The organism is Streptomyces sp. R33 (genome assembly GCF_041200175.1).
Taxonomy (GTDB): Bacteria; Actinomycetota; Actinomycetes; order Streptomycetales; family Streptomycetaceae; genus Streptomyces; species Streptomyces katrae_B.
In genome coordinates this window covers 4,016,084-4,037,500 of record NZ_CP165727.1, presented here as the reverse complement: position 1 = coordinate 4,037,500, position 21,417 = coordinate 4,016,084, and the positions used below count along the sequence as shown (strand labels likewise).

At 70.6% G+C, this 21,417-nt stretch carries 19 protein-coding genes and 2 rRNA genes (1 of these 21 running past the window's edge); 16 read left to right on the top strand and 5 right to left on the bottom strand.

The window, feature by feature from the left end; translation table 11 throughout:
* From AB5J51_RS18425 to AB5J51_RS18380, 10 genes are all read left to right on the top strand, one after another.
* Positions 1–1,345 (top strand): 23S ribosomal RNA (locus AB5J51_RS18425) (it extends 1,779 nt beyond the left edge of the window).
* A gap of 76 nt (positions 1,346–1,421) precedes the next feature.
* Positions 1,422–1,538, top strand: a 5S ribosomal RNA gene (rrf, locus tag AB5J51_RS18420).
* Between the two features lie 97 nt (positions 1,539–1,635).
* Positions 1,636–2,289, top strand: coding sequence for an HAD family phosphatase (locus AB5J51_RS18415; RefSeq protein ID WP_053790969.1), 654 nt, complete (start codon positions 1,636–1,638; stop codon positions 2,287–2,289).
* 43 nt (positions 2,290–2,332) lie between these two features.
* The gene (locus tag AB5J51_RS18410; protein ID WP_053790968.1) at positions 2,333–3,559 is read left to right on the top strand and encodes an MFS transporter; all 1,227 of its coding nucleotides are present in this window, start codon (positions 2,333–2,335) and stop codon (positions 3,557–3,559) included.
* Positions 3,531–4,679 (top strand): acetoin utilization protein AcuC, encoded by a 1,149-nt coding sequence (locus tag AB5J51_RS18405; RefSeq protein ID WP_369780275.1) that lies wholly within the window; start codon positions 3,531–3,533, stop codon positions 4,677–4,679. The genes AB5J51_RS18410 and AB5J51_RS18405 overlap by 29 nt, the downstream gene beginning before the upstream one ends.
* A gap of 116 nt (positions 4,680–4,795) precedes the next feature.
* A complete protein-coding gene (locus tag AB5J51_RS18400; RefSeq protein ID WP_369778100.1) occupies positions 4,796–5,626 on the top strand; it encodes a phosphatase in 831 nt (276 codons plus the stop codon).
* 114 nt (positions 5,627–5,740) lie between these two features.
* The gene (locus AB5J51_RS18395) at positions 5,741–5,950 is read left to right on the top strand and encodes a helix-turn-helix domain-containing protein (protein ID WP_158708561.1); all 210 of its coding nucleotides are present in this window, start codon (positions 5,741–5,743) and stop codon (positions 5,948–5,950) included.
* 152 nt (positions 5,951–6,102) lie between these two features.
* Positions 6,103–6,201, top strand: a complete 99-nt coding sequence (locus AB5J51_RS18390; RefSeq protein WP_003948845.1) for a 30S ribosomal protein bS22 — start codon at positions 6,103–6,105, stop codon at positions 6,199–6,201.
* Positions 6,202–6,295: 94 nt separating this feature from the next.
* Positions 6,296–7,381: an NAD-dependent epimerase/dehydratase family protein gene (locus tag AB5J51_RS18385; protein WP_133897268.1), complete on the top strand. Its 1,086-nt coding sequence runs from the start codon at positions 6,296–6,298 to the stop codon at positions 7,379–7,381.
* A complete protein-coding gene (locus AB5J51_RS18380; protein ID WP_133897267.1) occupies positions 7,381–8,373 on the top strand; it encodes a lysophospholipid acyltransferase family protein in 993 nt (330 codons plus the stop codon). Before AB5J51_RS18385 ends, AB5J51_RS18380 begins: the two co-directional genes overlap by 1 nt.
* Before the next feature lie 81 nt (positions 8,374–8,454).
* Here the strand turns inward: AB5J51_RS18380 and AB5J51_RS18375 are convergent, their stop codons facing one another.
* From AB5J51_RS18375 to AB5J51_RS18365, 3 genes are all read right to left on the bottom strand, one after another.
* Positions 8,455–9,654: a DUF5667 domain-containing protein gene (locus tag AB5J51_RS18375; protein ID WP_053790965.1), complete on the bottom strand. Its 1,200-nt coding sequence runs from the start codon at positions 9,652–9,654 to the stop codon at positions 8,455–8,457.
* 310 nt (positions 9,655–9,964) lie between these two features.
* The gene (locus AB5J51_RS18370) at positions 9,965–10,780 is read right to left on the bottom strand and encodes an ECF subfamily RNA polymerase sigma factor, BldN family (RefSeq protein WP_053790964.1); all 816 of its coding nucleotides are present in this window, start codon (positions 10,778–10,780) and stop codon (positions 9,965–9,967) included.
* A gap of 408 nt (positions 10,781–11,188) precedes the next feature.
* On the bottom strand, positions 11,189–12,163 hold the full coding sequence (locus AB5J51_RS18365) for an HAD family phosphatase (protein ID WP_053790963.1): 975 nt from the start codon (positions 12,161–12,163) through the stop codon (positions 11,189–11,191).
* A gap of 99 nt (positions 12,164–12,262) precedes the next feature.
* Here AB5J51_RS18365 and AB5J51_RS18360 point away from each other — a divergent pair, with 99 nt between their 5' ends.
* The 6 genes from AB5J51_RS18360 (at position 12,263) to hemB (ending at position 19,221) form a co-directional block, all read left to right on the top strand.
* Positions 12,263–12,550, top strand: a complete 288-nt coding sequence (locus AB5J51_RS18360; protein ID WP_078988135.1) for a glutaredoxin family protein — start codon at positions 12,263–12,265, stop codon at positions 12,548–12,550.
* A gap of 273 nt (positions 12,551–12,823) precedes the next feature.
* On the top strand, positions 12,824–13,669 hold the full coding sequence (locus tag AB5J51_RS18355) for a redox-sensing transcriptional repressor Rex (RefSeq protein ID WP_136227594.1): 846 nt from the start codon (positions 12,824–12,826) through the stop codon (positions 13,667–13,669).
* Positions 13,666–15,393, top strand: a complete 1,728-nt coding sequence (locus tag AB5J51_RS18350; RefSeq protein WP_133897263.1) for a glutamyl-tRNA reductase — start codon at positions 13,666–13,668, stop codon at positions 15,391–15,393. The genes AB5J51_RS18355 and AB5J51_RS18350 overlap by 4 nt, the downstream gene beginning before the upstream one ends.
* Positions 15,390–16,394 (top strand): hydroxymethylbilane synthase, encoded by a 1,005-nt coding sequence (gene hemC, locus AB5J51_RS18345; protein WP_053790960.1) that lies wholly within the window; start codon positions 15,390–15,392, stop codon positions 16,392–16,394. The genes AB5J51_RS18350 and hemC overlap by 4 nt, the downstream gene beginning before the upstream one ends.
* Positions 16,391–18,058, top strand: a complete 1,668-nt coding sequence (locus tag AB5J51_RS18340; protein ID WP_053790959.1) for a bifunctional uroporphyrinogen-III C-methyltransferase/uroporphyrinogen-III synthase — start codon at positions 16,391–16,393, stop codon at positions 18,056–18,058. The genes hemC and AB5J51_RS18340 overlap by 4 nt, the downstream gene beginning before the upstream one ends.
* A 161-nt stretch (positions 18,059–18,219) precedes the next feature.
* The gene (gene hemB / locus AB5J51_RS18335; protein ID WP_053790958.1) at positions 18,220–19,221 is read left to right on the top strand and encodes a porphobilinogen synthase; all 1,002 of its coding nucleotides are present in this window, start codon (positions 18,220–18,222) and stop codon (positions 19,219–19,221) included.
* A gap of 164 nt (positions 19,222–19,385) precedes the next feature.
* Here hemB and AB5J51_RS18330 read toward each other — a convergent pair whose 3' ends face one another.
* Together AB5J51_RS18330 and AB5J51_RS18325 are read right to left on the bottom strand one after the other, a co-directional pair.
* Entirely contained in the window at positions 19,386–20,120 is a 735-nt protein-coding gene (locus AB5J51_RS18330; RefSeq protein WP_369778099.1) for a hypothetical protein, read from the bottom strand.
* Positions 20,121–20,199: 79 nt separating this feature from the next.
* On the bottom strand, positions 20,200–20,544 hold the full coding sequence (locus tag AB5J51_RS18325; protein WP_053790956.1) for a hypothetical protein: 345 nt from the start codon (positions 20,542–20,544) through the stop codon (positions 20,200–20,202).
* Positions 20,545–21,417: the final 873 nt, after the last annotated feature.

Here is a 21,417-nt window from a genome sequence, read left to right as displayed (position 1 = left end):
CTGTCGAGAAAAGCCTCTAGCGAGTTTCATGGCGGCCCGTACCCTAAACCGACTCAGGTGGTCAGGTAGAGAATACCGAGGCGTTCGGGTGAACTATGGTTAAGGAACTCGGCAAAATGCCCCCGTAACTTCGGGAGAAGGGGGGCCATCACTGGTGATCGGACTTGCTCCGTGAGCTGGGGGTGGCCGCAGAGACCAGCGAGAAGCGACTGTTTACTAAAAACACAGGTCCGTGCGAAGCCGTAAGGCGATGTATACGGACTGACGCCTGCCCGGTGCTGGAACGTTAAGGGGACCGGTTAGTGCGCTTTCGGGCGTGCGAAGCTGAGAACTTAAGCGCCAGTAAACGGCGGTGGTAACTATAACCATCCTAAGGTAGCGAAATTCCTTGTCGGGTAAGTTCCGACCTGCACGAATGGCGTAACGACTTCTCGACTGTCTCAACCATAGGCCCGGTGAAATTGCACTACGAGTAAAGATGCTCGTTTCGCGCAGCAGGACGGAAAGACCCCGGGACCTTTACTACAGTTTGATATTGGTGTTCGGTTCGGCTTGTGTAGGATAGGTGGGAGACTTTGAAACCCCAACGCCAGTTGGGGTGGAGTCGCCGTTGAAATACCACTCTGGTCGTGCTGGATGTCTAACCTCGGTCCGTGATCCGGATCAGGGACAGTGTCTGATGGGTAGTTTAACTGGGGCGGTTGCCTCCCAAAGGGTAACGGAGGCGCCCAAAGGTTCCCTCAGCCTGGTTGGCAATCAGGTGTTGAGTGTAAGTGCACAAGGGAGCTTGACTGTGAGACCGACGGGTCGAGCAGGGACGAAAGTCGGGACTAGTGATCCGGCGGTGGCTTGTGGAAGCGCCGTCGCTCAACGGATAAAAGGTACCCCGGGGATAACAGGCTGATCTTCCCCAAGAGTCCATATCGACGGGATGGTTTGGCACCTCGATGTCGGCTCGTCGCATCCTGGGGCTGGAGTCGGTCCCAAGGGTTGGGCTGTTCGCCCATTAAAGCGGTACGCGAGCTGGGTTTAGAACGTCGTGAGACAGTTCGGTCCCTATCCGCTGTGCGCGTAGGAATATTGAGAAGGGCTGTCCCTAGTACGAGAGGACCGGGACGGACGAACCTCTGGTGTGCCAGTTGTCCTGCCAAGGGCATGGCTGGTTGGCTACGTTCGGGAGGGATAACCGCTGAAAGCATCTAAGCGGGAAGCCTGCTTCAAGATGAGTATTCCCACCTCCTTGAGAGGGTAAGGCTCCCAGTAGACGACTGGGTTGATAGGCCAGATGTGGAAGCCCGGTAACGGGTGGAGCTGACTGGTACTAATAGGCCGAGGGCTTGTCCTCAGTTGCTCGCGTCCACTGTGTTAGTTCTGAAATAACGAACAGCTGTGTTCATGCCAGCGTTCAAATTTCATAGTGTTTCGGTGGTCATAGCGTTAGGGAAACGCCCGGTTACATTCCGAACCCGGAAGCTAAGCCTTTCAGCGCCGATGGTACTGCAGGGGGGACCCTGTGGGAGAGTAGGACGCCGCCGAACAATCATTGTGGGAAAGCCCCGCACCTTATGGTGCGGGGCTTTTCTGCGTTTACGGGCCATGTTCTGAAAGGGGCGGGGCCTGCGTAGGGTCGAGGCCATGGGCTACGACCTCGTCATCTTCGACAACGACGGCGTGCTGGTGGACAGTGAGCCGGTCGCCAACAGCATCCTCGCCGGATACCTGACCGAGCTGGGGCACCCCACCTCGTACGAGGACTCGATCCGCGACTACATGGGCTCCGCAGTCCACCGGGTGCACGATCTCGTGCTCGAGCGGACCGGGGAGCGGCTGCCCGCCGCGTTCGATGCGACCCTGCACGCGCGGACCTTCGCCGCGTTCGAGCGGGAGCTGGCACCCGTCGCCGGCGTGGTGGACGTGCTCGGAGCCCTGACCGCCCACGGGGTGCCGTACTGCCTGGCCTCCTCCGGGAGTCACGAGCGGATCCGGGTCGGACACCGGGCGGCCGGCCTCGACGGGTGGTTCGAAGAAGAGCGGATCTTCAGCTCGCAGGACGTGGGCAAGGGGAAGCCCGCCCCCGATCTGTTCCTGTACGCGGCCCGAGCCATGGGCGTCGAGCCGTCGCGGTGCGTCGTGATCGAGGACAGTCCGCTCGGGGTGCAGGCCGCCGTCGCCGCCGGGATGGACGTGTACGGGTTCACCGGGATGATGCCCGCCGAGCGGCTGGCCGGGGCCACCGGCTTCTTCGGGGACATGAAGGAGCTGACGGGGCTTCTGGAACTCCCTGTGTGATCTCTCTACCCACGGGTAGCCCCCGGGCCTACGCTGTGCCGCCATGACAGAAGACGTACGGCTGCGCCGGGGGCGGGCCTCCCTGGGGTTCAGCTTCTTCGTGCAGGGCGTGACCTTCGCCCTCCTCGTGACGCGGATCCCCGCCATCCAGGACCGGTACGGGATATCCGACGGGCTGCTGCCCGCCTTCCTCGCCGCCGTGCCGGTTCTCGCCGGGGTCTCCAGCGTGGCCACCGAGCACCTCGTCAAGCGGGTCGGGCCCGCCTCCGTACTGCGCTGGGCGCAGCCGCTGGTCCTGCTCTCCTTGCTGGGGGTCGGGGCCGGCAGCCAGATGTGGCACGTGGCGGTGGCGCTCGGGACGTTCGGGCTGTCCGTCGGCGCGCTGGACGCCTCGATGAACATGCTCGGGGTCAGCCTGCAGCGCGCGTACGGGCGCAGCATCATGCTCGGCTTCCACGCCGCGTACAGCCTCGGCGGGATCGTCGGGGCGTCGGCCGCCTGGGCGGGGGCGCACTGGCACCTGTCGCTGTTCGCCTCGTACCTGCCGGCCGTGGTCGTGCTGCTGCCGCTCGCCCTCTACGGGAGCCGGTTCTACGTCGGCCGGCGGGACATCGAGGACCAGGTCCCCGAGAAGGGGCTGGGGGCCGGCGGGTTCACGCTGCTGCTGCCGCTGTGCCTGGTGATGGCGTGTGCGTACATCGGGGACTCGACCGTCTCGAACTGGAGCGCCAAGTACCTCCAGGACGTGCTGGGGAGCTCGGAGCAGCTGGCGACGGTCCCGTACAACGTGTACATGGTGACCACGCTGATCGGGCGGGCCGTCGGGGACCTGGGCGTGCGCCGCTTCGGGGCGGTGGCCGTCGTACGGATCGGGACGCTGGTCGCGGCCGGCGGGTTCGCGGTGGTGGCGGCCGCGCCAGGGGCGTGGGTGGGGATGCTCGGGTTCACGCTGCTGGGGATCGGGCTGTGCGTGATCGTGCCGCAGACCTTCGCGGCTGCGGGGCGCCTCTTCCCGGGGGCGTCGGACACGGCCGTCGCGCGGCTGAACATCTTCAACTACGTCGGCTTCCTGATCGGATCGCCGCTCGTCGGGGGGATCGGGGACGCCTGGAGCTACCGGGGCGCGATGCTCGTGCCGATGGCGCTGGTGCTCGTGACACTCTTCCACGCCCGTTCGTTCGGCTCGGAGGGCGCCCGATACGGTGTCCGGCATGAGCGGCGAGCCGGTGACCGGGCTGTTGATGTGGGACGAGGCGGTAACGAGGTATGACTTCGGACCGAGCCATCCGATGGACCCGGTGCGCCTGGCGCTGACCATGGGCCTGGTGCGTGCCTTCGGGCTGGACCGGGAGATGGAGGTACGGGCGGCCCGCGCGGCGGGGGATTCCACGCTGCGGCTGGTCCACCGGGAGGACTACGTGGCCGCGGTGCGCGAGGTGTCGGCGGATCCGCGCGTGGCCGACGGGTCGTACGGGCTGGGGACGACGGACGATCCGGCCTTCCACGGGATGCACGAGGCCTCCGCGCTGATCGCGGGCCAGTCGGTGGCGGCGGCGGAGGCGATCTGGCGCGGGGAGGCCGAGCACGCGGTGAACTTCGCGGGCGGGCTGCACCATGCGATGCCGGGCGGGGCGGCCGGGTTCTGCGTGTACAACGACGCGGCGCTGGCGATCGCGCGGCTGCTGGAGCTGGGGGCCGAGCGGGTCGCGTACGTGGATGTGGACGTGCACCACGGGGACGGGGTCCAGGCGGCGTTCTGGGACGATCCGCGGGTGCTGACGGTCTCCCTGCACGAGCATCCGCGGACGCTGTTCCCGCAGACCGGCTGGCCGGAGGAGACGGGCGGGCCGGCGGCGGAGGGTTCGGCGGTGAACGTGGCGCTGCCCGCCGGGACCGGGGACGAGGGGTGGCTGCGGGCCTTCCACGCGACGGTGCCGGAGCTGTTGGCGGATTTCCGGCCACAGGTGCTGGTGACCCAGCACGGGGCGGACACGCATTTCGAGGACCCGCTCGCGCATCTGGCGGTGTCGCTGGACGCGCAGCGGGCGGTGCAGGAGGCGTGTCACCGGCTCGCGCACGAGCATGCGGGGGGCCGGTGGCTGGCGCTGGGCGGTGGTGGGTACGCGGTCGTGGACGTCGTGCCGCGGTCGTGGACGCATCTGGTGGGGATCGCGGCGCACCGTCCGGTCGATCCGGAGTCGGTGGTGCCGGACGTGTGGCGGGACGAGGTGTACGCGCGGACGCGGCAGCCGGCGCCGGCCCGGATGACGGACGGGCGGGCGGTCGCGTGGCGGGACTGGGAGGCGGGCTACGATCCGGCCGACCGGATCGATCAGGCCGTTCTGGCGACCCGGCGGGCCGTGTTCCCGTTGCGTGGCCTGCTCACGTAACGCCTGCGCTCGGGGCCTGGGAGCAGTGATGCATCGTTACGCCGGTTGTTACGCCAAGTGTGGGGCTGTCCGCCGGAATTGATGATCCGCCAGGTGCGGTGCGGCAGCATCGGAGGGTGTTGAGCACCGGCGCGCTGCGTGCGCATCTGCTGGCCGCCCGGTTGGCCGGGCCCGTCGCGACCTCGCGGGAGGAGAGCCTGCGCAGTTACCGGTTGTTCGCGGCGCGGGATCCGCGGGTGCTGCTGGGGCTGGATCCGGAGTGGGGCTGGGGCGAGGGTGACCTGCTGAGGCTGATGGCGGACAAGTGCGGGGTCTCGGCGGATCCCGCGCACGTCAGCGGGCCGGACGTGATCGATCCGGAGCTGACGCTGGCGGCGCTGGAGGCGTTCGCGCAGCGGCTGGGCGAGGCGGCCGGGGCGCGGTCGCCCGTGTTGTTCGGGACGGGGCATCCGCATCGTCTCCTGGGGTTCTACGCCAGTTTGGCGCGGGCCCTGTCGGCGGTGGGATGTGTTGTGCTCACTCCGGCGCAGGGGGCCGGGGTCGACATGGCGACCCGGTTCGGCGTACGCAGGCACAGCATCGATTACGTACGGGGAGTCGCGTTGGTGCGGGAACCCGGCGCGCGGCCGCCGGGGAGTGCAACCGGCGCGCACACCCATTCACCCCTGCCGGTTCGGATCGCGCTCGGGGCGCTCGCGGAGGCCGGCGGGCCGTTGCCGGAACTGGTGGTGGGGGATCACGGGTGGGTCTGCGGTGCAGGTCAGCTCGGTGTGGAGGCGATCGGGCTGGCGGATACGGACGACCCGGCACTGTTCGTCGGCGAGGCGGAGGGGCGGGTGGCGGTGACTGTTCCGCTTGATGACGCGGTGCGCGCGGACTACTACAGACCGCTCATTCGGTATCTACTCGATCGGGCGAGCCTGCCGGGTGCGCAGGAGTGGCCGTAGCTCCTCTTCCCCACTCGTATCACACGCCCCTACTCTGGGGAGTGAGCGTGCGACGACGAGGAGTAACCGGAGGGGAAGCCGGTGCCCGTCATGCGCGGAAGGTCAAGGTGTGTCATGGCTGCTGGCGAGAGGCCTCTCAGCGAGGTCGTGTTCCTGACCGTGGCAGAGGTTGCCTCGGTGATGCGAGTGTCGAAGATGACCGTGTACCGGCTGGTGCACAACGGTCATCTGCCCGCAATCCGGGTGGGCCGGTCCTTCCGGGTCCCCGAGAACGCGGTTCACGAGTACCTCCGAGAGTCCTACGTGGGGGTGGAGTCGGCCTGAGACTGAAGCTCCGGCGAACTCTCCGAACCCCTCGGATTACAGGCTCAGAGCTCGGGCGGGTAGGCTAGGCCGACGTAGGTCGTGTGGGCCCAGACGCCCCGCACCGTTCCCCGCTGGCGCGGGGATGTTCCGAGAAGTGAGCGAGGGTAGTCGTGGGCTCTGTTATCAAGAAGCGGCGTAAGCGGATGGCCAAGAAGAAGCACCGCAAGCTGCTCAAGCGCACCCGCGTCCAGCGCCGTAACAAGAAGTAAACGGCAGCTGTACGTGTTCTCCGCAGCCCCTCCACCATCCTTTGGTGGAGGGGCTGCGGTGTAGCCGGGGGACGACGAGGAAGGCGCTGAGCTCGTGGGGAAGGTCGTGCTCGTTACCGGGGCAGCCCGGCAGCTGGGGGGCCGCTTCGTGCGGCGGGTCCAGCGTGATCCTGAGGTCGAGCGGGTCATCGCGGTCGATGCGGTCGCGCCGCCGCACCGGCTGGGCTCGGCGGAGTTCGTCCGGACGGACATCCGGCAGTCGTCCATCGCCCGGGTGCTCGCCGAGCACGCCGTGGACACGGTGGTCCATCTCGCCGTGACCGGGAGCGGGGCGGGGCCGGGCGGCGCGGGGAGCGCCGTCAAGGAGACCAACGTCATCGGGACGATGCAGCTGCTGGGGGCCTGCCAGAAGTCGCCGACGGTACGGCGGCTGGTGGTGAAGTCCAGCACGAGCGTGTACGGGGGCGCCCCGCGGGATCCGGCCGTCTTCACGGAGACCACGCAGCCCAAGTCGCTGCCGGCGGCGGGCTTCGGCAAGGACGCCGTCGAGGTCGAGTCGTACGTACGGGGCTTCGCGCGCAGGCGGCCCGACGTGGCGGTGTGCGTGCTGCGGTTCGCGAACATCCTGGGGCCGTACGCGGACTCCTCGCTCGCCGAGTACTTCTCGATGTCGGTGATGCCGACGGTGCTGGGGTACGACCCGCGGCTGCAGTTCGTCCACGAGGACGACGTGCTGGACGTGCTGCGGCTGGCGGCGGCCGAGCCGCAGCGCGGGACGCTGAACAGCGGGACCTTCAACATCGCGGGTGACGGGGTGCTGCTGCTGTCGCAGTGCGCGCGGAGGCTGGGGCGGCCGACGGTGCCGCTGCTGCTGCCCGCGGTGACGTGGGTCGGGTCGGCACTGCGGGCGGTGGGGGTCACCGATTTCTCGCCGGAGCAGATCAGACTCCTCACGCACGGGCGGGTCGTGGAGACTTCCCAGATGCGGGAGGTGCTGGGATTCAAGCCGATGTACACGACCGCCGAGACCTTCGCCGATTTCGCGCGCAGCCGGGGGAACGGGCTGCTGCCGCCGGAGCGCGCGGGGCAGGCCGTGGACCGGGTGGCCGCCGCGCTGAAGGTGGACGGCCTGAACGTGAACGTCGGGGTTGCCGGAGCCGAAGAGGGAGCGCAGCGATAGTGGCGGATGCCAAGGTCATTCCGTTCGACGAGGACCGGCCGCGCCGGCGGGGCGCCGGGACCCGGAGAGTACGGGCGGTGCCCGCGCCGGAGCCGGTGGCGGAGGCCGCGGAGCCGGCCGCGCCGGAGCCCGCTCCCGTGAGGTCCGGCGGGGCCGCGTGGGACCGGCGGATCGCCGGCGGGCTGGCGTTCCTGCGGAGGCGGGTCACCGGGGACTACGAGGTCGACGAGTTCGGCTACGACAAGGAACTGACGGACCAGGTCCTGATGTCCCTGATGCGGCCGCTGTTCGACAAGTACTTCCGGGTCGAGGTCAAGGGCATCGAGAACATCCCGGCCGAGGGCGGGGCGCTGATCGTGGCGAACCACTCCGGGACGCTGCCGCTGGACGGGCTGATGATGCAGGTGGCGGTCCACGACCACCACCCGGCGCAGCGGCACCTGCGGCTGCTGGCGGCGGACCTGGTGTTCATGCTGCCGGTGGTGAACGAGCTGGCACGCAAGGCCGGGCACACGCTGGCGTGCTCGGAGGACGCGCAGCGGCTGCTCGAGGCGGGGGAACTGGTCGGGGTGATGCCGGAGGGCTTCAAGGGGATAGGGAAGCCCTTCGGAGACCGGTACAAGCTGCAGCGGTTCGGGCGGGGCGGGTTCGTGTCGACGGCCCTGCGGGCGGGGACGCCGATCGTGCCGTGCTCGATCGTGGGGGCGGAGGAGATCTACCCGATGGTCGGCAACGCGAAGACGCTGGCGCGGCTGCTGGGGGTTCCGTACTTCCCGATCACGCCGACGTTCCCGTGGCTGGGGCCGCTGGGGGCGGTGCCGCTGCCGACGAAGTGGACGATCCAGTTCGGCGAGCCGATCGCGACGGACGGGTATCCGCCGGAGGCGGCGGAGGACCCGATGCTGATGTTCAACCTGACGGACGAGGTCCGCGAGCAGATCCAGCACACCTTGTACAAACTGCTGGTGCAGCGGCGGTCCGTGTTCTTCTGAGTTCGTTGTTCTTCTGAGTGCGTTTCATGGCGCAGGCCCTCACCCCTGTTCGGGGGTGAGGGCCTGCGGCCGTTCCCGCTGCTACTCGGCGTCCTCCGCCTTGAGCCCCAGGCCCGGGAGGAGGCCCGGGAGGAGGGGCGGCAGGGTGATGTCCGGCTGGACGTGCTCCGGGGAGGACGAGGCCCCCGGGGTGTTCTGCCCCGCGGGCGGGTGCAGGAGGTCGCCGGTGCCGCCCAGGAGGCCGCCGGGAGCCGGTGAGGGCTTGCCGCTGGTGGTCGCTGGCGGGGTCGGGCTGGCCGAGGGCGCGCCCGCAGCCGGTGCGGACTGGTGCTGCCCGGCCGGAGCGCTCGGCTTGGCCGGGGCTCCGGTACCGCTGCGGTTCTGCTCCGGGGGCTTCGGGAGCAGGTTCTGGAGCGGCGCCACGTCATCGTCTATGGCCTGGAAGACCGACTCGACCTCCCCGCCCACATCGGTGAGCTGCGCCGGGAGCTTGTCCCGGAGCCGGCCCCACGCGTCGCGGTGCGAGCGGGAGAACGACGACAGTGCCTGGATCGGGCCGAGCGAGCCGTCCCGTTCGTAGGCCGCCTGGAGGAGCCGGTGGCCCTCCGCCGCGTCGTGCTTCATGCCCGCCAGGGCCCGGCGGATCTCGCCGAGCGACTCGTGGTCCAGTACGCCCGTCCGCCCGCGCTCCATCAGCCTGCGGGCCTCCGACAGGCGGTTGGAGGCCTGGTCCAGATAGAGCTCGCCGCGGTCCGCGTCTTCGTCGGCCATGCCGAGCTTCAGATCCTCCATGCCCCGTTTGATCGGGTAGAGGGAGTCACCGGGCAGGGCGTCCGTGCTGGCAGCGGCCACGCCGCTGAAGGCCCCCGCGGCCACACCTACGGTGAGGCCGCCCGCTGCGATGCCCTTGGACCAGCGGGAGCGGGGCCGCAATTTCCGGAGCGAGGTCGCCCGGTGGGCGCCGCGGCCGGTCCGCTGCTCGGGCACTTGAGGGTCCGGGGCGGCACCGCCCCCGGCCCTCTCTTCCATCACCATGGCCTCCATGGCGGCCACGAGCTGGGCTCGTTGCACCACTTTGACCTCGGGGTCCAGCACTGGGCGCGGCATTCTTTCGCCGAGCGCGCTCGCCAGGGCCAACAACCGGTCGTGGTCGGCAGGTTCGGCAGGTGCCTCGGACTGCTCGGCCGCCGGGTCCGGTTCCGAAAGGTCGGATGGGGTCCGATCCTCCAGGGCCTGGGCGAAGGCGTTCGCCCGCCGGTGCGGAGTCACGTTCGCGATCACTGGCGGCACCTCCTCTCGTCATGACGATCGACTCCCCAAGGTGTCCGGAAGGTTGCCTTCCTTGAGCACATCCACACTTTCGAGTGAGCGGCTTCGGGCAGGGCGTGTCCACAGGGAGCCTGCATTCCGCACAACGAGCGGCGCGGCACTTGGGTTACGGACGAAGGATGATCGGACCACAGCGTCATCGAGGGGTCACCGGTTGTGTGGATTGTCAGGAGGGTCGGACGGTGCGGGGGGTGTGCGCGGCATGGGAGGGGCCGCCGCGGGTGGAGGCGCCCGGTGGCGGTGGTGCGGGGCCGGTCGCAGGTCAGCGGGCGTCGTCCGGGAGCAGGCGGGCCAGGGTGCGGACCGCCCGGTACTGGAGCGTCTTGATGGCGCCCTCGTTCTTCCCCATCACCCGGGCGGTCTCGGCGACCGACAGGCCCTGGAGGAAGCGCAGGGTCACGCACTCCTGCTGCTGGGGATTGAGCTTGCGTACGGCTTCCAGCAGGGCGGCGTTGGAGAGGGACTCCAGGACCGAGTCCTCGGGGGATCGTTCCACCTCGTTCGCGTCCAGCATCTCGCCCGTGGTCACTTCCAGGCGGAAGCGGCTGGACTTGAAGTGGTCCGCGACCAGGTTGCGGGCGATCGTGACGAGCCAGGCGCCGAAGTCGCGGCCCTGCCAGGTGAAGGTGGAGATGCGGCGCAGCGCGCGCAGGAAGGTCTCACTGGTGAGGTCCTCCGCGGTCGCCTTGCCGCCGACGCGGTAGTAGATGTAGCGGTAGACCGTGTCGCTGTACTGGTCGTACAGCCGGCCGAAGGCCTCGGCCTCGCCGGCCTGGGCGCGTTCGACCAGGTCCATCATGCGGGCCTGGTCGCTGTCCGCGGTGGGGCGGCGTGCGGCGGGCGCGCTCGTGCCGGTGGCGGCGGCGCCGGAGCCTCCCCCCGTACGACCGCGTCTGCCCACCGTCGCTCCGCCGTCGGTCAGGGCATAGCAAGGACCGGCCGGGCCGAGGCCGGCAGGGACCGCGGCGGCGAAGGCGGGGACGGCGTACGCGGTGGGGACGAAGCCGCGCAGGTGGTCGAGGACCGTTGCGCGCAGCGTAGCCAGGCCCGAGGCGTCAACCCCGACAGGTGGGTACACGGGACTCCCAGAGGCAGAGCTTCCATCACGTGCAGTGCGGGACCGTTCACCCGTCGTGGCGACAGATGGCCGGTGGCATGCGTTTGAGGAGAATAACGCTTCGTACAGGCAGCGCTACACCCAGTTGCTCAAATCGCCGATTCCGACACTTCTGTTGCGTGTCGAAGGCATATTCAGTCGCAGTTGGTGATCGATTCTTGATCGGTTAAATACGCGGAATGGACGCTTCCACGCTGGCTCGCGACCGAGTCGGGCATGCGGGAGTGCCGCGTGGGGCGCGGGGGTAGAAGAGGGGAATGCCCGCGGCTCAGCGGGCCGGGAACCCGCGGAGGGCGGCCCCGGCGGGCCGAAGGGCGGCTCCGGCGCAGGCGGAAGCCGGGCTGCGGCCCGGGCGGCCGGCGGGAGCGGCTACTTGCGGCGGCGGTGCAGGGCGATGGCGGCGGCTGCGCCGCCTGCGATCGCGCCGACGCCGGCGGCGGCCGGGACGCCGACCTTCACGGCCTTGCGGCCGGTCCGATAGTCGCGCAGTCGCCAGTCGTGTGCCCGGGCATGCTTGCGCAGTTTTGTGTCGGGATTGATCGCGTACGGATGCCCGACCAGCGACAGCATCGGAATGTCGTTGTGCGAATCGGAGTACGCGGCGCAGCGTTCGAGATCGAGCCCCTCGGCGGCGGCCAGCGCGCGGACCGCCTCGGCCTTCGCGGGCCCGTGCAGGGGCTCGCCGACGAGCCGGCCGGTGTAGATGCCGTCGACGGACTCGGCGACCGTGCCGAGCGCGCCGGTCAGGCCGAGCCGGCGGGCGATGATCGTGGCGGTCTCGACGGGTGCGGCCGTGACGAGCCAGACCTTCTGGCCGGCGTCGAGGTGGGCCTGGGCGAGGGCGCGGGTGCCCGGCCAGATCCGCTCGGCCATGTACTCGTCGTAGATCTCCTCGCCGATCGCCATGAGTTCGCAGACCTTGTGGCCCTTGACGATGGAGAGGGCGCTGTCGCGGGCGTCCTGCATGTGCTCGGGGTCCTCGACCCCGGCGAGCCGGAACCAGGCCTGCTGCCAGGCGAAGCGGGCGAGTTCGCGGCGGTGGAAGAACTCCCGCTTGTAGAGGCCGCGGCCGAAGTGGAAGATCGCGGCGCCCTGCATGACGGTGTTGTCGAGGTCGAAGAAGGCGGCGGCGAGGTCGTCGCCGGCGACGGGGAACTCGGGCTCGGCCGGTTCCGCTTGCCCGGCTGCCTGCGCCGCGGCCCCCTCGGGCCCGGCCGGTGGTCCGGCCTCCGTCTCGCGGGCCTGCGCGGTCTTGCGGGCGGCCTCGGCCGAGGCCTCGCCTGCCAGCACGCTCCGCGCGGTAGCGGAGCGCCTACGGGGGGTGAGCCATCCCAGAGCGGCCATGACGCGAGCATAGCCATTGTGTTCGGGACTTCCCGAACCGATGGGATGCCGGGGGCGTGAACTCTTCGGTGCCGTGGTGTTACGTGGTGGCGCGGGAGAATGGGGGGCATGAGCCCTTTGCTGCGTCGTAAGGAAAAGAAGCGTCCCGGCGAGCGGTTGGTCACGCTCATCGGGAAGCCGGGGTGCCATCTGTGCGATGACGCCCAGGAGGTGATCGAGAAGGTCTGCGCGGAAGTCGGAGCACAGTGGGAGAAGAAGGACATCTCGCAGGACGCGGAGCTCTACCGGCTGCACTGGGAGCAGATCCCGGTGGTGCTGGTGGACGGCGAACAGCACACCTTCTGGAGGGTGAACCCGGACCGGCTGCGTCGCGCATTGGAGGGCTGACCCTTCGGCCGGTTACCATCATGGGCGATTTGTGGGGTCTCGGGGGCGTATCGATGAGGAGTGTGCACCGTTTTGCCCCCCTCGGGATTTGAACGGGTTCGGCGTGTCATAAGTTCCCGGCCCAAGGGCCCGGGTCGCGTGACCCCGGTCACTTTGCTCGGACAAAGCGGACACAATCTTTGTGCACGCGTTCACAAAGACATAGCCTGCATTCGACGGGGCGGTCTTGGGACAAGTGACCGCCTGCAGCCCCGCTCATCCCGCAGGAGCATCGTGGCAACTGGCCGAACTCACCGACCGGCGACCCGCAGCCGAGGTATTCCCGAGGCCACTGTCGCCCGGCTTCCGCTGTACTTGCGCGCACTCACCGCGCTCTCCGAGCGATCGGTGCCCACGGTGTCCTCCGAGGAGCTCGCGGCAGCGGCCGGAGTCAACTCCGCCAAGCTCCGCAAGGACTTCTCCTACCTGGGTTCGTACGGCACGCGCGGCGTCGGCTACGACGTCGAGTACCTCGTCTACCAGATCTCCCGCGAACTCGGCCTGACCCAGGACTGGCCGGTCGTCATCGTCGGCATCGGTAACCTCGGCGCCGCCCTGGCCAACTACGGCGGCTTCTCCGCGCGCGGATTCCGCGTCGCGGCGCTCATCGACGCCGACCCGGCGATGGCGGGCAAGCCGGTCGCGGGCATGCCCGTGCAGCACACCGATGATCTGGAAAAGATCATCTCGGAGAACGGCGTCTCGATCGGCGTGATCGCGACCCCCGCGGGCGCGGCCCAGCAGGTCAGCGAGCGGCTGATCGCCGCCGGCGTCACCTCCATCCTGAACTTCGCGCCGACCGTGCTGTCCGTGCCGGACGGCGTGGACGTACGCAAGGTCGACCTGTCGATCGAACTGCAGATCCTGGCGTTCCACGAGCAGCGCAAGGCCGGGGAGGAAGCGGCGGCCAACGCCACGCCTTCCTCTTCCGCCTCCGCCGTGTCCGGTGGCATCGCCGAGGCCGCCGCCGGTTCCGGCGCTGCCCCGGCCGCGGCCGTCGAGCCGCCCGCCGGACGGCCCGCCGCCGTCGCACGCAAGAGCGGCCCCGAGGGCGACGTTCCGGCGGTGATGCCGGCATGAGTCTGCTCGTCGTAGGGCTGAGCCACCGCAGCGCGCCGGTGAGCGTGCTCGAACGTGCCTCCTTGTCGGCCGACGCCAAGGTCAAGCTGGTGCACGACACCCTCGCCGCGGAGCCGGCGACGGAGGCTACGGTGCTCGCCACGTGCAACCGGATCGAGCTGTACGCGGACGTGGACAAGTTCCACGCCGGTGTGGCCGAGCTGTCGACCCTGCTCGCGCAGCACAGCGGGGTGGCTCTGGAGGAGCTCACTCCGTACCTGTACGTCCACTACGAGGACCGGGCCGTCCACCACCTGTTCTCGGTGGCGTGCGGGCTGGACTCGATGGTGATCGGCGAGGGCCAGATCCTCGGGCAGATCAAGGACGCACTGGCGCTGGGGCAGGAGCTCCACAGCGCGGGCCGCCTGATCAACGACCTGTTCCAGCAGGCGCTGCGCGTCGGCAAGCGGGCGCACTCCGAGACCGGGATCGACCGCGCCGGGCAGTCGCTGGTGACCTTCGGGCTCGAGCAGCTGACCGCCGGGCGCGAGCCGGTGGACGTCTGGGCCAAGGACAAGCGGGCGCTGGTGATCGGCGCCGGCTCGATGTCCTCGCTGGCCGCGGCCACGCTGGCGCGGGTGGGCGTCGCCGAGGTCGTCGTCGCGAACCGCACCGCAGAGCGGGCGGACCGTTTGGTCGAGATTCTGGTTGCCTCAGGCACTGGGGTGGTGGCCCGGTCCGTTCCGATGGCGTCGGTCGCCGATGAGCTGACACGAGTCGACGTCGTCGTGTCCTGTACCGGGGCCACGGGGCTGGTGCTGAGCGGGGACCAGGTCGCGGCTGCGGTGGCGGGGGCTGTGGGGCTCGTCCCCTCCACGCCCCTTCCCGGCTCCCGGGGCTCCGCCCCGGACCCCGTGCCTCACACGCCGGCGGAGCCGGATTCGGTCCTGGCGCGGCTCGTGGCCGCCGCCGAGGCCGGGGTGCGGCTGGCCGACGGCGGGGTGGCGCGGACCATCGTGCCCGGGGCCGACCGTGACGGGTGCCCCGTCGACGTGCCCGCCGGCGACGGGCGGGCCGCGCTCACCGGGGTTGACGCCAACTCCCTCGAACTGCACGGCACATGGGCCGACCAGGGCGAGGCCGCCGCGCAGCGGCAGCCGCGCAAGGGCGCCCGCAGCCAGGTCGACGCGGCGCCCGTACGGCTGGCGCTGCTGGACCTGGCCATGCCGCGCGACATCGACGCCGCCGTGCACCGGATCCCGGGCGTGCGGCTCGTCGACATCGAATCGCTCGCCGAAGCATCGGCCGACGCGCCGATGGCCGCCGACGTGGACGCCGTACGCGGCATAGTCGCCGACGAGGTGGCCGCCTTCGGCGCCGCGCAGCGGGCCGCGCACATCACGCCGACCGTCGTCGCCCTGCGGGCGATGGCCGCCGAGGTCGTGGCCATGGAAGTGGCACGGCTCGACGGGCGGCTCCCGGACTTGGACGAGCGGCAGCGGGCCGAGGTCACCCAGACCGTGCGCCGTGTCGTCGACAAGCTCCTCCACGCGCCGACCGTGCGCGTCAAGCAGCTCGCCAGCGAGCCCGGGGGCGCCGGGTACGCCGAGGCACTGCGCGAACTCTTCGACCTCGACCCGCAGACGGTGGCCTCCGTCAGCCGGGCGGACGCGGCCGGCCAGGCCGGACAGGTCGACCAGGCCGGACAGGCCGACAAGAACGACGACTCAGGACGGGCATCATGAATCCACGTCTCGACCAGCCCCTGCGGCTCGGCACGCGGCGCAGCAAGCTGGCCATGTCCCAGTCCGGCCATGTCGCCGACGCGGTACGGGCGATCACCGGTCGGCCCGTCGAGCTCGTGGAGATCACGACCTACGGTGACGTGTCCCGTGAGAACCTCGCGCAGATCGGCGGCACCGGCGTGTTCGTCACCGCGCTGCGCGACGCGCTGGTGCGCGGCGAGGTCGACTTCGCCGTCCACTCGCTGAAGGACCTGCCGACCGCGCAGCCCGAGGAGCTCGTGATCGCGGCCATGCCGCTGCGCGAGGACCCGCGCGACGCGCTCGTCGCCCGCGACGGCCTGACCTTCGAGCAGCTGCCCGACGGCGCCCGCATCGGTACCGGGTCGCCGCGCCGCACGGCGCAGCTCAACCACTACGCGCGCACCCTCGGGAAGCGCATCGAGACCGTCGCCATCCGGGGGAACGTCGACACCCGGATCGGCTTCGTGCGCGACGGCGAGCTGGATGCCGTCGTCCTCGCCGCCGCCGGGCTGAACCGGATCGGCCGCAGCGCCGAGGCGACCGACCTCCTGTCGGTCGACAACGTGCTGCCCGCCCCCGGCCAGGGTGCCCTGGCCGTGGAATGCCTCGCGTCCGACGCGGAGCTCATCGCTTCGCTCGCCGAGCTCGACGACCCGCACACCCGGGCCGCCGTGACCGCCGAGCGTTCCCTGCTCGCCGCCCTGGAGGCCGGCTGCAGCGCACCTGTGGGTGCGCTCGCCGATCTTCCCCCACTCTCGGCTTCGCTCGAGTGGGGGGACCCCCAGGCCGACGGCCAGGTTGTCAATGAAATGCGCCTGCGCGGCGTCGTCGGCACCCTCGACGGCTCGACGCTCGTGCAGCTGTCCACCACCGGTCCCGTGCCCCAGTCGTACGACGAGGCCATGGCGCTCGGCCGCGAACTCGCGGACGAGATGCTGGCCAAGGGCGCGGCCGGTCTGATGGGGGAGCGATCGCTTTGAACCCCTCACGTCCGACCACCTCCGCTTTTCCGGTCGTCGCCGCGCACGGGCACGTCACCTTCCTCGGTGCCGGCCCCGGTGACCCGGGTCTGCTGACGCTCCGCGCCGTCGAGGCGCTCGCGGCCGCGGACGTACTGATCGCGGAGCCCGAGGTGCTCGAGGTCGTACGCACGCATGCGCGCGCGGGAGTGGACACGCCACAGCTGACGATTGCTGACGAAGTGTCAGCAGCCGCCGGTGTCCCGGTGATCCGGGACGCATCCAATCTTGTCATGGAGGCCGCGCGCTCCGGCAGGCGGGTCGTCCGTGCCGTCACCGGCGACCCCGGGCTCGACGGCAACGCGGCCGAGGAGATGCTCGCCTGCGCCACCGGCGGCATCCCCTTCGAGGTGGTGCCCGGCGTCGCGACCGCCGTCGGCGTGCCCGCGTACGCGGGTGTGCCGCTGCGGGGCGGTCAGGGTGCCGACGTTCGGTTCGTGGACGCGCGCAACGCCTCCGCACGCTGCTGGAGCGAGGTCGGCGCCAGCGACGGCATCCTCGTCGTCTCCGCGACGCTGGAGACCGTCTCGAGCGCCGCCGCCGAGCTGGTGTCCGCCGGGCGCAAGCCCGATACCCCGCTCACGGTGACCGTCGCCGGTACGACGACGCGCCAGCGCACCTGGAACGCCACCCTCGGGACCATCGCCCAGGTGTTCAAGCAGGGCAAGGTGCTCCCGTCGCCCGAGGGCGCCCGGCCCGTCATAGCCGTGGTCGGTGAGCACGGCGCCGCCGCGCGGCGCGAGGAGCTGGCCTGGTTCGAGTCGAAGCCGCTGTTCGGCTGGCGGGTCCTCGTACCGCGCACCAAGGAGCAGGCCGCTTCGCTCTCCGACCAGCTGCGTTCGTACGGCGCGGTGCCGCACGAGGTGCCGACCATCGCCGTGGAGCCGCCGCGCACCCCGCAGCAGATGGAGCGCGCGGTCAAGGGCCTGGTGACGGGCCGCTACGAGTGGATCGCCTTCACCAGCGTGAACGCGGTGAAGGCCGTCCGGGAGAAGTTCGAGGAGTACGGGCTCGACGCCCGTGCCTTCGCGGGCATCAAGGTCGCCGCCGTGGGCGAGCAGACCGCCGCCGCGCTGGTCGAGTTCGGCGTCAAGCCGGACCTGGTGCCGAGCGGGGAGCAGTCCGCGGCCGGGCTGCTGGAGGACTGGCCACCGTACGACCCGGTGTTCGACCCGATCGACCGCGTCTTCCTGCCGCGCGCCGACATCGCCACCGAGACCCTGGTGGCCGGGCTGATAGAGCTGGGCTGGGAGGTCGACGACGTCACGGCCTACCGGACCGTGCGCGCGTCGCCGCCGCCGGCCGACACGCGCGAGGCGATCAAGGGCGGCGGCTTCGACGCCGTTCTCTTCACGTCGTCCTCGACGGTGCGCAACCTCGTCGGCATCGCCGGCAAGCCGCACAACGTGACCGTCATCGCCTGCATCGGGCCGGCCACGGCCAAGACGGCGGAGGAGCACGGCCTCCGGGTCGACGTCCTGTCGCCGGAGCCGAGCGTCAGCAAGCTGGCGGAGGCCCTGGCCGAGTACGGCGCGGCGCGCCGCGAGGCGGCCAAGGAGGCCGGCGAGTCGGTGTCCCGCCCGAGCGAGCGCCGCCCGGGCGCGCGGCGGAGGCGTACCACCTGACCGGTGGGCGGATGCGGATCAGGGCCCGGGCGCCGAGCGCACCCGGGCCCTTCGCGTACCCCGGTGAAGATCACCTCCGGGTCGGCCGGGTCGGAGTGAGCCGCCCGGCACCCCCTAGGCTGGGTGCCGACTGCTGTCGATGCTCGAAGAGGCGACTGAGAATGAGCGCGTACGGATCCTTCCCCGGCTCGCGGCCCCGCCGGCTGCGCACCACCCCGGCGATGCGGCGGATGGTCGCGGAGAACCGGCTGCACCCCTCGGACCTGATCCTGCCGGCGTTCGTACGCGAAGGCATCAGCGAGCCGCTCGCCATCTCGGCGATGCCGGGCGTCGTCCAGCACACGCGGGACACGCTGCGGAAGGCGGCCGTGGAGGCGGTGGAGGCGGGCGTCGCGGGGATCATGCTCTTCGGGGTCCCGGCCGACGAGAACAAGGACGCGCTGGGCACGGCGGGCACGGAGCCGGACGGCATCCTGCAGCTCGCGATCCGCGACGTGAAGGCGGAGGTGGGCGACGATCTGGTGATCATGTCCGACCTGTGCCTGGACGAGTACACCGACCACGGCCACTGCGGCGTACTGGACGAGCACGGACGCGTCGACAACGACGCGACGCTGGAGCGGTACGCGGAGATGGCCCAGGTCCAGGCCGACGCGGGCGTCCACGTGGTCGGACCGAGCGGCATGATGGACGGCCAGGTCGGCGTCATCCGCGACGCGCTCGACGAGACCGGGCACGAGGACGTCTCGATCCTCGCGTACACGGCGAAGTACTCCTCGGCCTTCTACGGCCCGTTCCGCGAGGCCGTCGCCTCCTCGCTGCAGGGCGACCGCAAGACGTACCAGCAGGACCCGGCGAACGCCCGCGAGTCCCTGCGGGAGCTGGCGCTCGACCTGGAGGAGGGCGCGGACATGGTCATGGTCAAGCCGGCCGGCCCGTACCTGGACATCCTGTACCGGGTCGCGCAGGCCGTGGACGTCCCGGTGGCCGCGTACCAGATCAGCGGCGAGTTCGCGATGATCGAGGCGGCGGCGGAGAAGGGCTGGATCGAGCGCGACCGGGCCGTCCTGGAGACCCTGCTGGGCATCAAGCGGGCCGGCGCGGACACGATCCTGACGTACTGGGCGACGGAGGTCGCGGGCTGGCTGCGCGAGGCGCGCTGACCCTCGCCGATGGTTCCCCGCCGGTCAGCGCAGCGGCCACACGTGCCGCTCGGACCCGGCGGGGGGCCCTGCTCGCCAGACCCGCCACCACACCCGCCACTGCCCCGGCTTCAGCCGCCGCGCTCTGCCCATGCGGGGGAGCGTAGGCGGGCCCGGTCGGCGGCTCACGGAGCGGGACTGGAGTCTGTCAATCCGCGCAGTCGGTACCGGTGGAGCTGCCAGGCCGCATACGCCGCGAACGGCACGACCACGGCGGGCACGACCCACCACGGCAGGCCGAGCAGGAGCGCGGCGAAGGCCACGCCGAGGCAGGTGAGCGCCATGCCGATGAGCAGCGGCTTTCCGAGCGAGCGCCAGGTCCAGGGCACCTGGCCGCCGTATCCGGCCAGGGAGGCCGCGGCGAAGGCGAGCCCCAGGGCCGCCACGAGACCCGCGAGCGTGCCGAAGCCGGCGGTCATCTGGGCCTCGTCGCGCGGCTCGTCGGCGGAACTCTGCCGGACGCCGTCCTTGGAGAGCGCCATGATCGTGCTGCGCCAGACGACGGCGGTCACCTGGTCGCCGGGTGCCAGCCGGTCGAGCAGCGGGCCCGGATCACCGAAGGGCACGGTCCCGGTCAGGGAGGAGGTGCCGGGGCCGGAGAGGGTTGCCTCGTACCTGGCGTTCCGGCCGGTGTTCTTGACCACGGTCTTGTCGACGGTGAAGGGGAGGGTACGGAGGCATTCGTACGTGTCACCGGTGGCGGTGCACGGCTCGGCGGCCGTGTAGGCGTCGTAGCGCTCGATGTCGGACGGCAGCCACTCGGCGAACACGAAGCCGCAGAGCAGCGCCGGTATCAGCGACACCACGACCAGACGGGCGCCCGCCCAGCGCCCCCGGTTCGTTCGGCTCTCCGTCACCATGTGCCTCCCCCGTACGCGTTTCCCCTGGCACAGCCTCCACGTCCGCGGGCCGGCCCGCAACGGGCTTGATCGGCGTGTCTCAGGGCCAGTCGACGATGCCGGCGAACACGAGGTAGTCCAGGACGACGGCGACGGGGGCGAGCAGCGCGAACCCGACGCGGCGGGCGGAGTTCCGCCGCTGCCAGGGGAGCGCCCAGCTGGTCACCAGCACGGCCAGGACGAGCAGCAGGCCGGTGGCGAAGACGGGGAAGGCGACGTCGTACGAGGCGTCGAACCGGTCGCTCGCGGCGTCGCCGCAGGAGTCGCAGGCCATGGGGGACAGCCCGACGAAGAAGAACGCGACGAGGGCCATCGGCAGCGTCAGCAGGGTGGAGACGAGCGGCGCGACGAAGGCGCGCTTGTCGCGCGAGGTGTCCTGATCCATGGCTCGAGTCAACCGCGCCTGCGGCGCGGACACATGAGCGCGGGTACTCAGACGGGCGTGGGGTTGGTGCCCTGGATGGTGTTGCGACCCCTGAGGTGGAGCACGCCCGTTCGGGGTCGGCGTGCTCGGCGTCGGCAAGGCGAGCCGGGACCTTGGGGGCGGGGTCTGGGTGCTCGGCATCGGTGACGTCGGCCGGGATGTCGGGGGCGGGGTCCGTGTACTCGGGGTCGGTGTGGGTCCGGGGGCGTCCCGTCAGTCCACTGTCCTTCCGTGTCGTGCCGGTCCCTCAAGGGCGCTCCTTCGTCGCGTCGCTTCGCGATGTCGCTGCGCTCCACCCTTGACCGACCGACCCGCCCCGGAATGCCAACAGACTGCCGGGACGCCCCCGAAGGATGGCCGGGGGGTTCGGATTCCGACCAGCCCGATCAGAGATGCCGCCCGGCGGCTCCCGTCCATCCGCACCCGGCCCACCAGGACCACCGAGCCGACCGGCGACGGGGCCGCGGGGAGGGGAACGCCTCCCTGAAGGGCCCATAGGCACCCGTTCCGGACCCGGGCAGGGTCAACCTGCACCAGACAGCGACCAGATGCCCATGTCGGTAGGAGTGGGCCCGCAGGCGCCCCAGATCGCTACGCGCTCCCCTCTGCGCGGCGTCCGGCGGCCGTCTGGGGCTGGGCATAGGCCGCCCACGGCCGGCGCAGGCCGGCCTGGTATGCGACTGCGGGTTGTTTGTCCCGTTTTGGTGGCCGGTTGAGGTGTGAATGGGTGCTTGTCGGAGTGAGGGGTTGAGGAATCCGGCATCAGGCTCCTTCTCGCCCGCTTTTCGCCCCAAATGGCGTGCAGGCGCCCGGAAACCCGCCCACGGAGGTGCC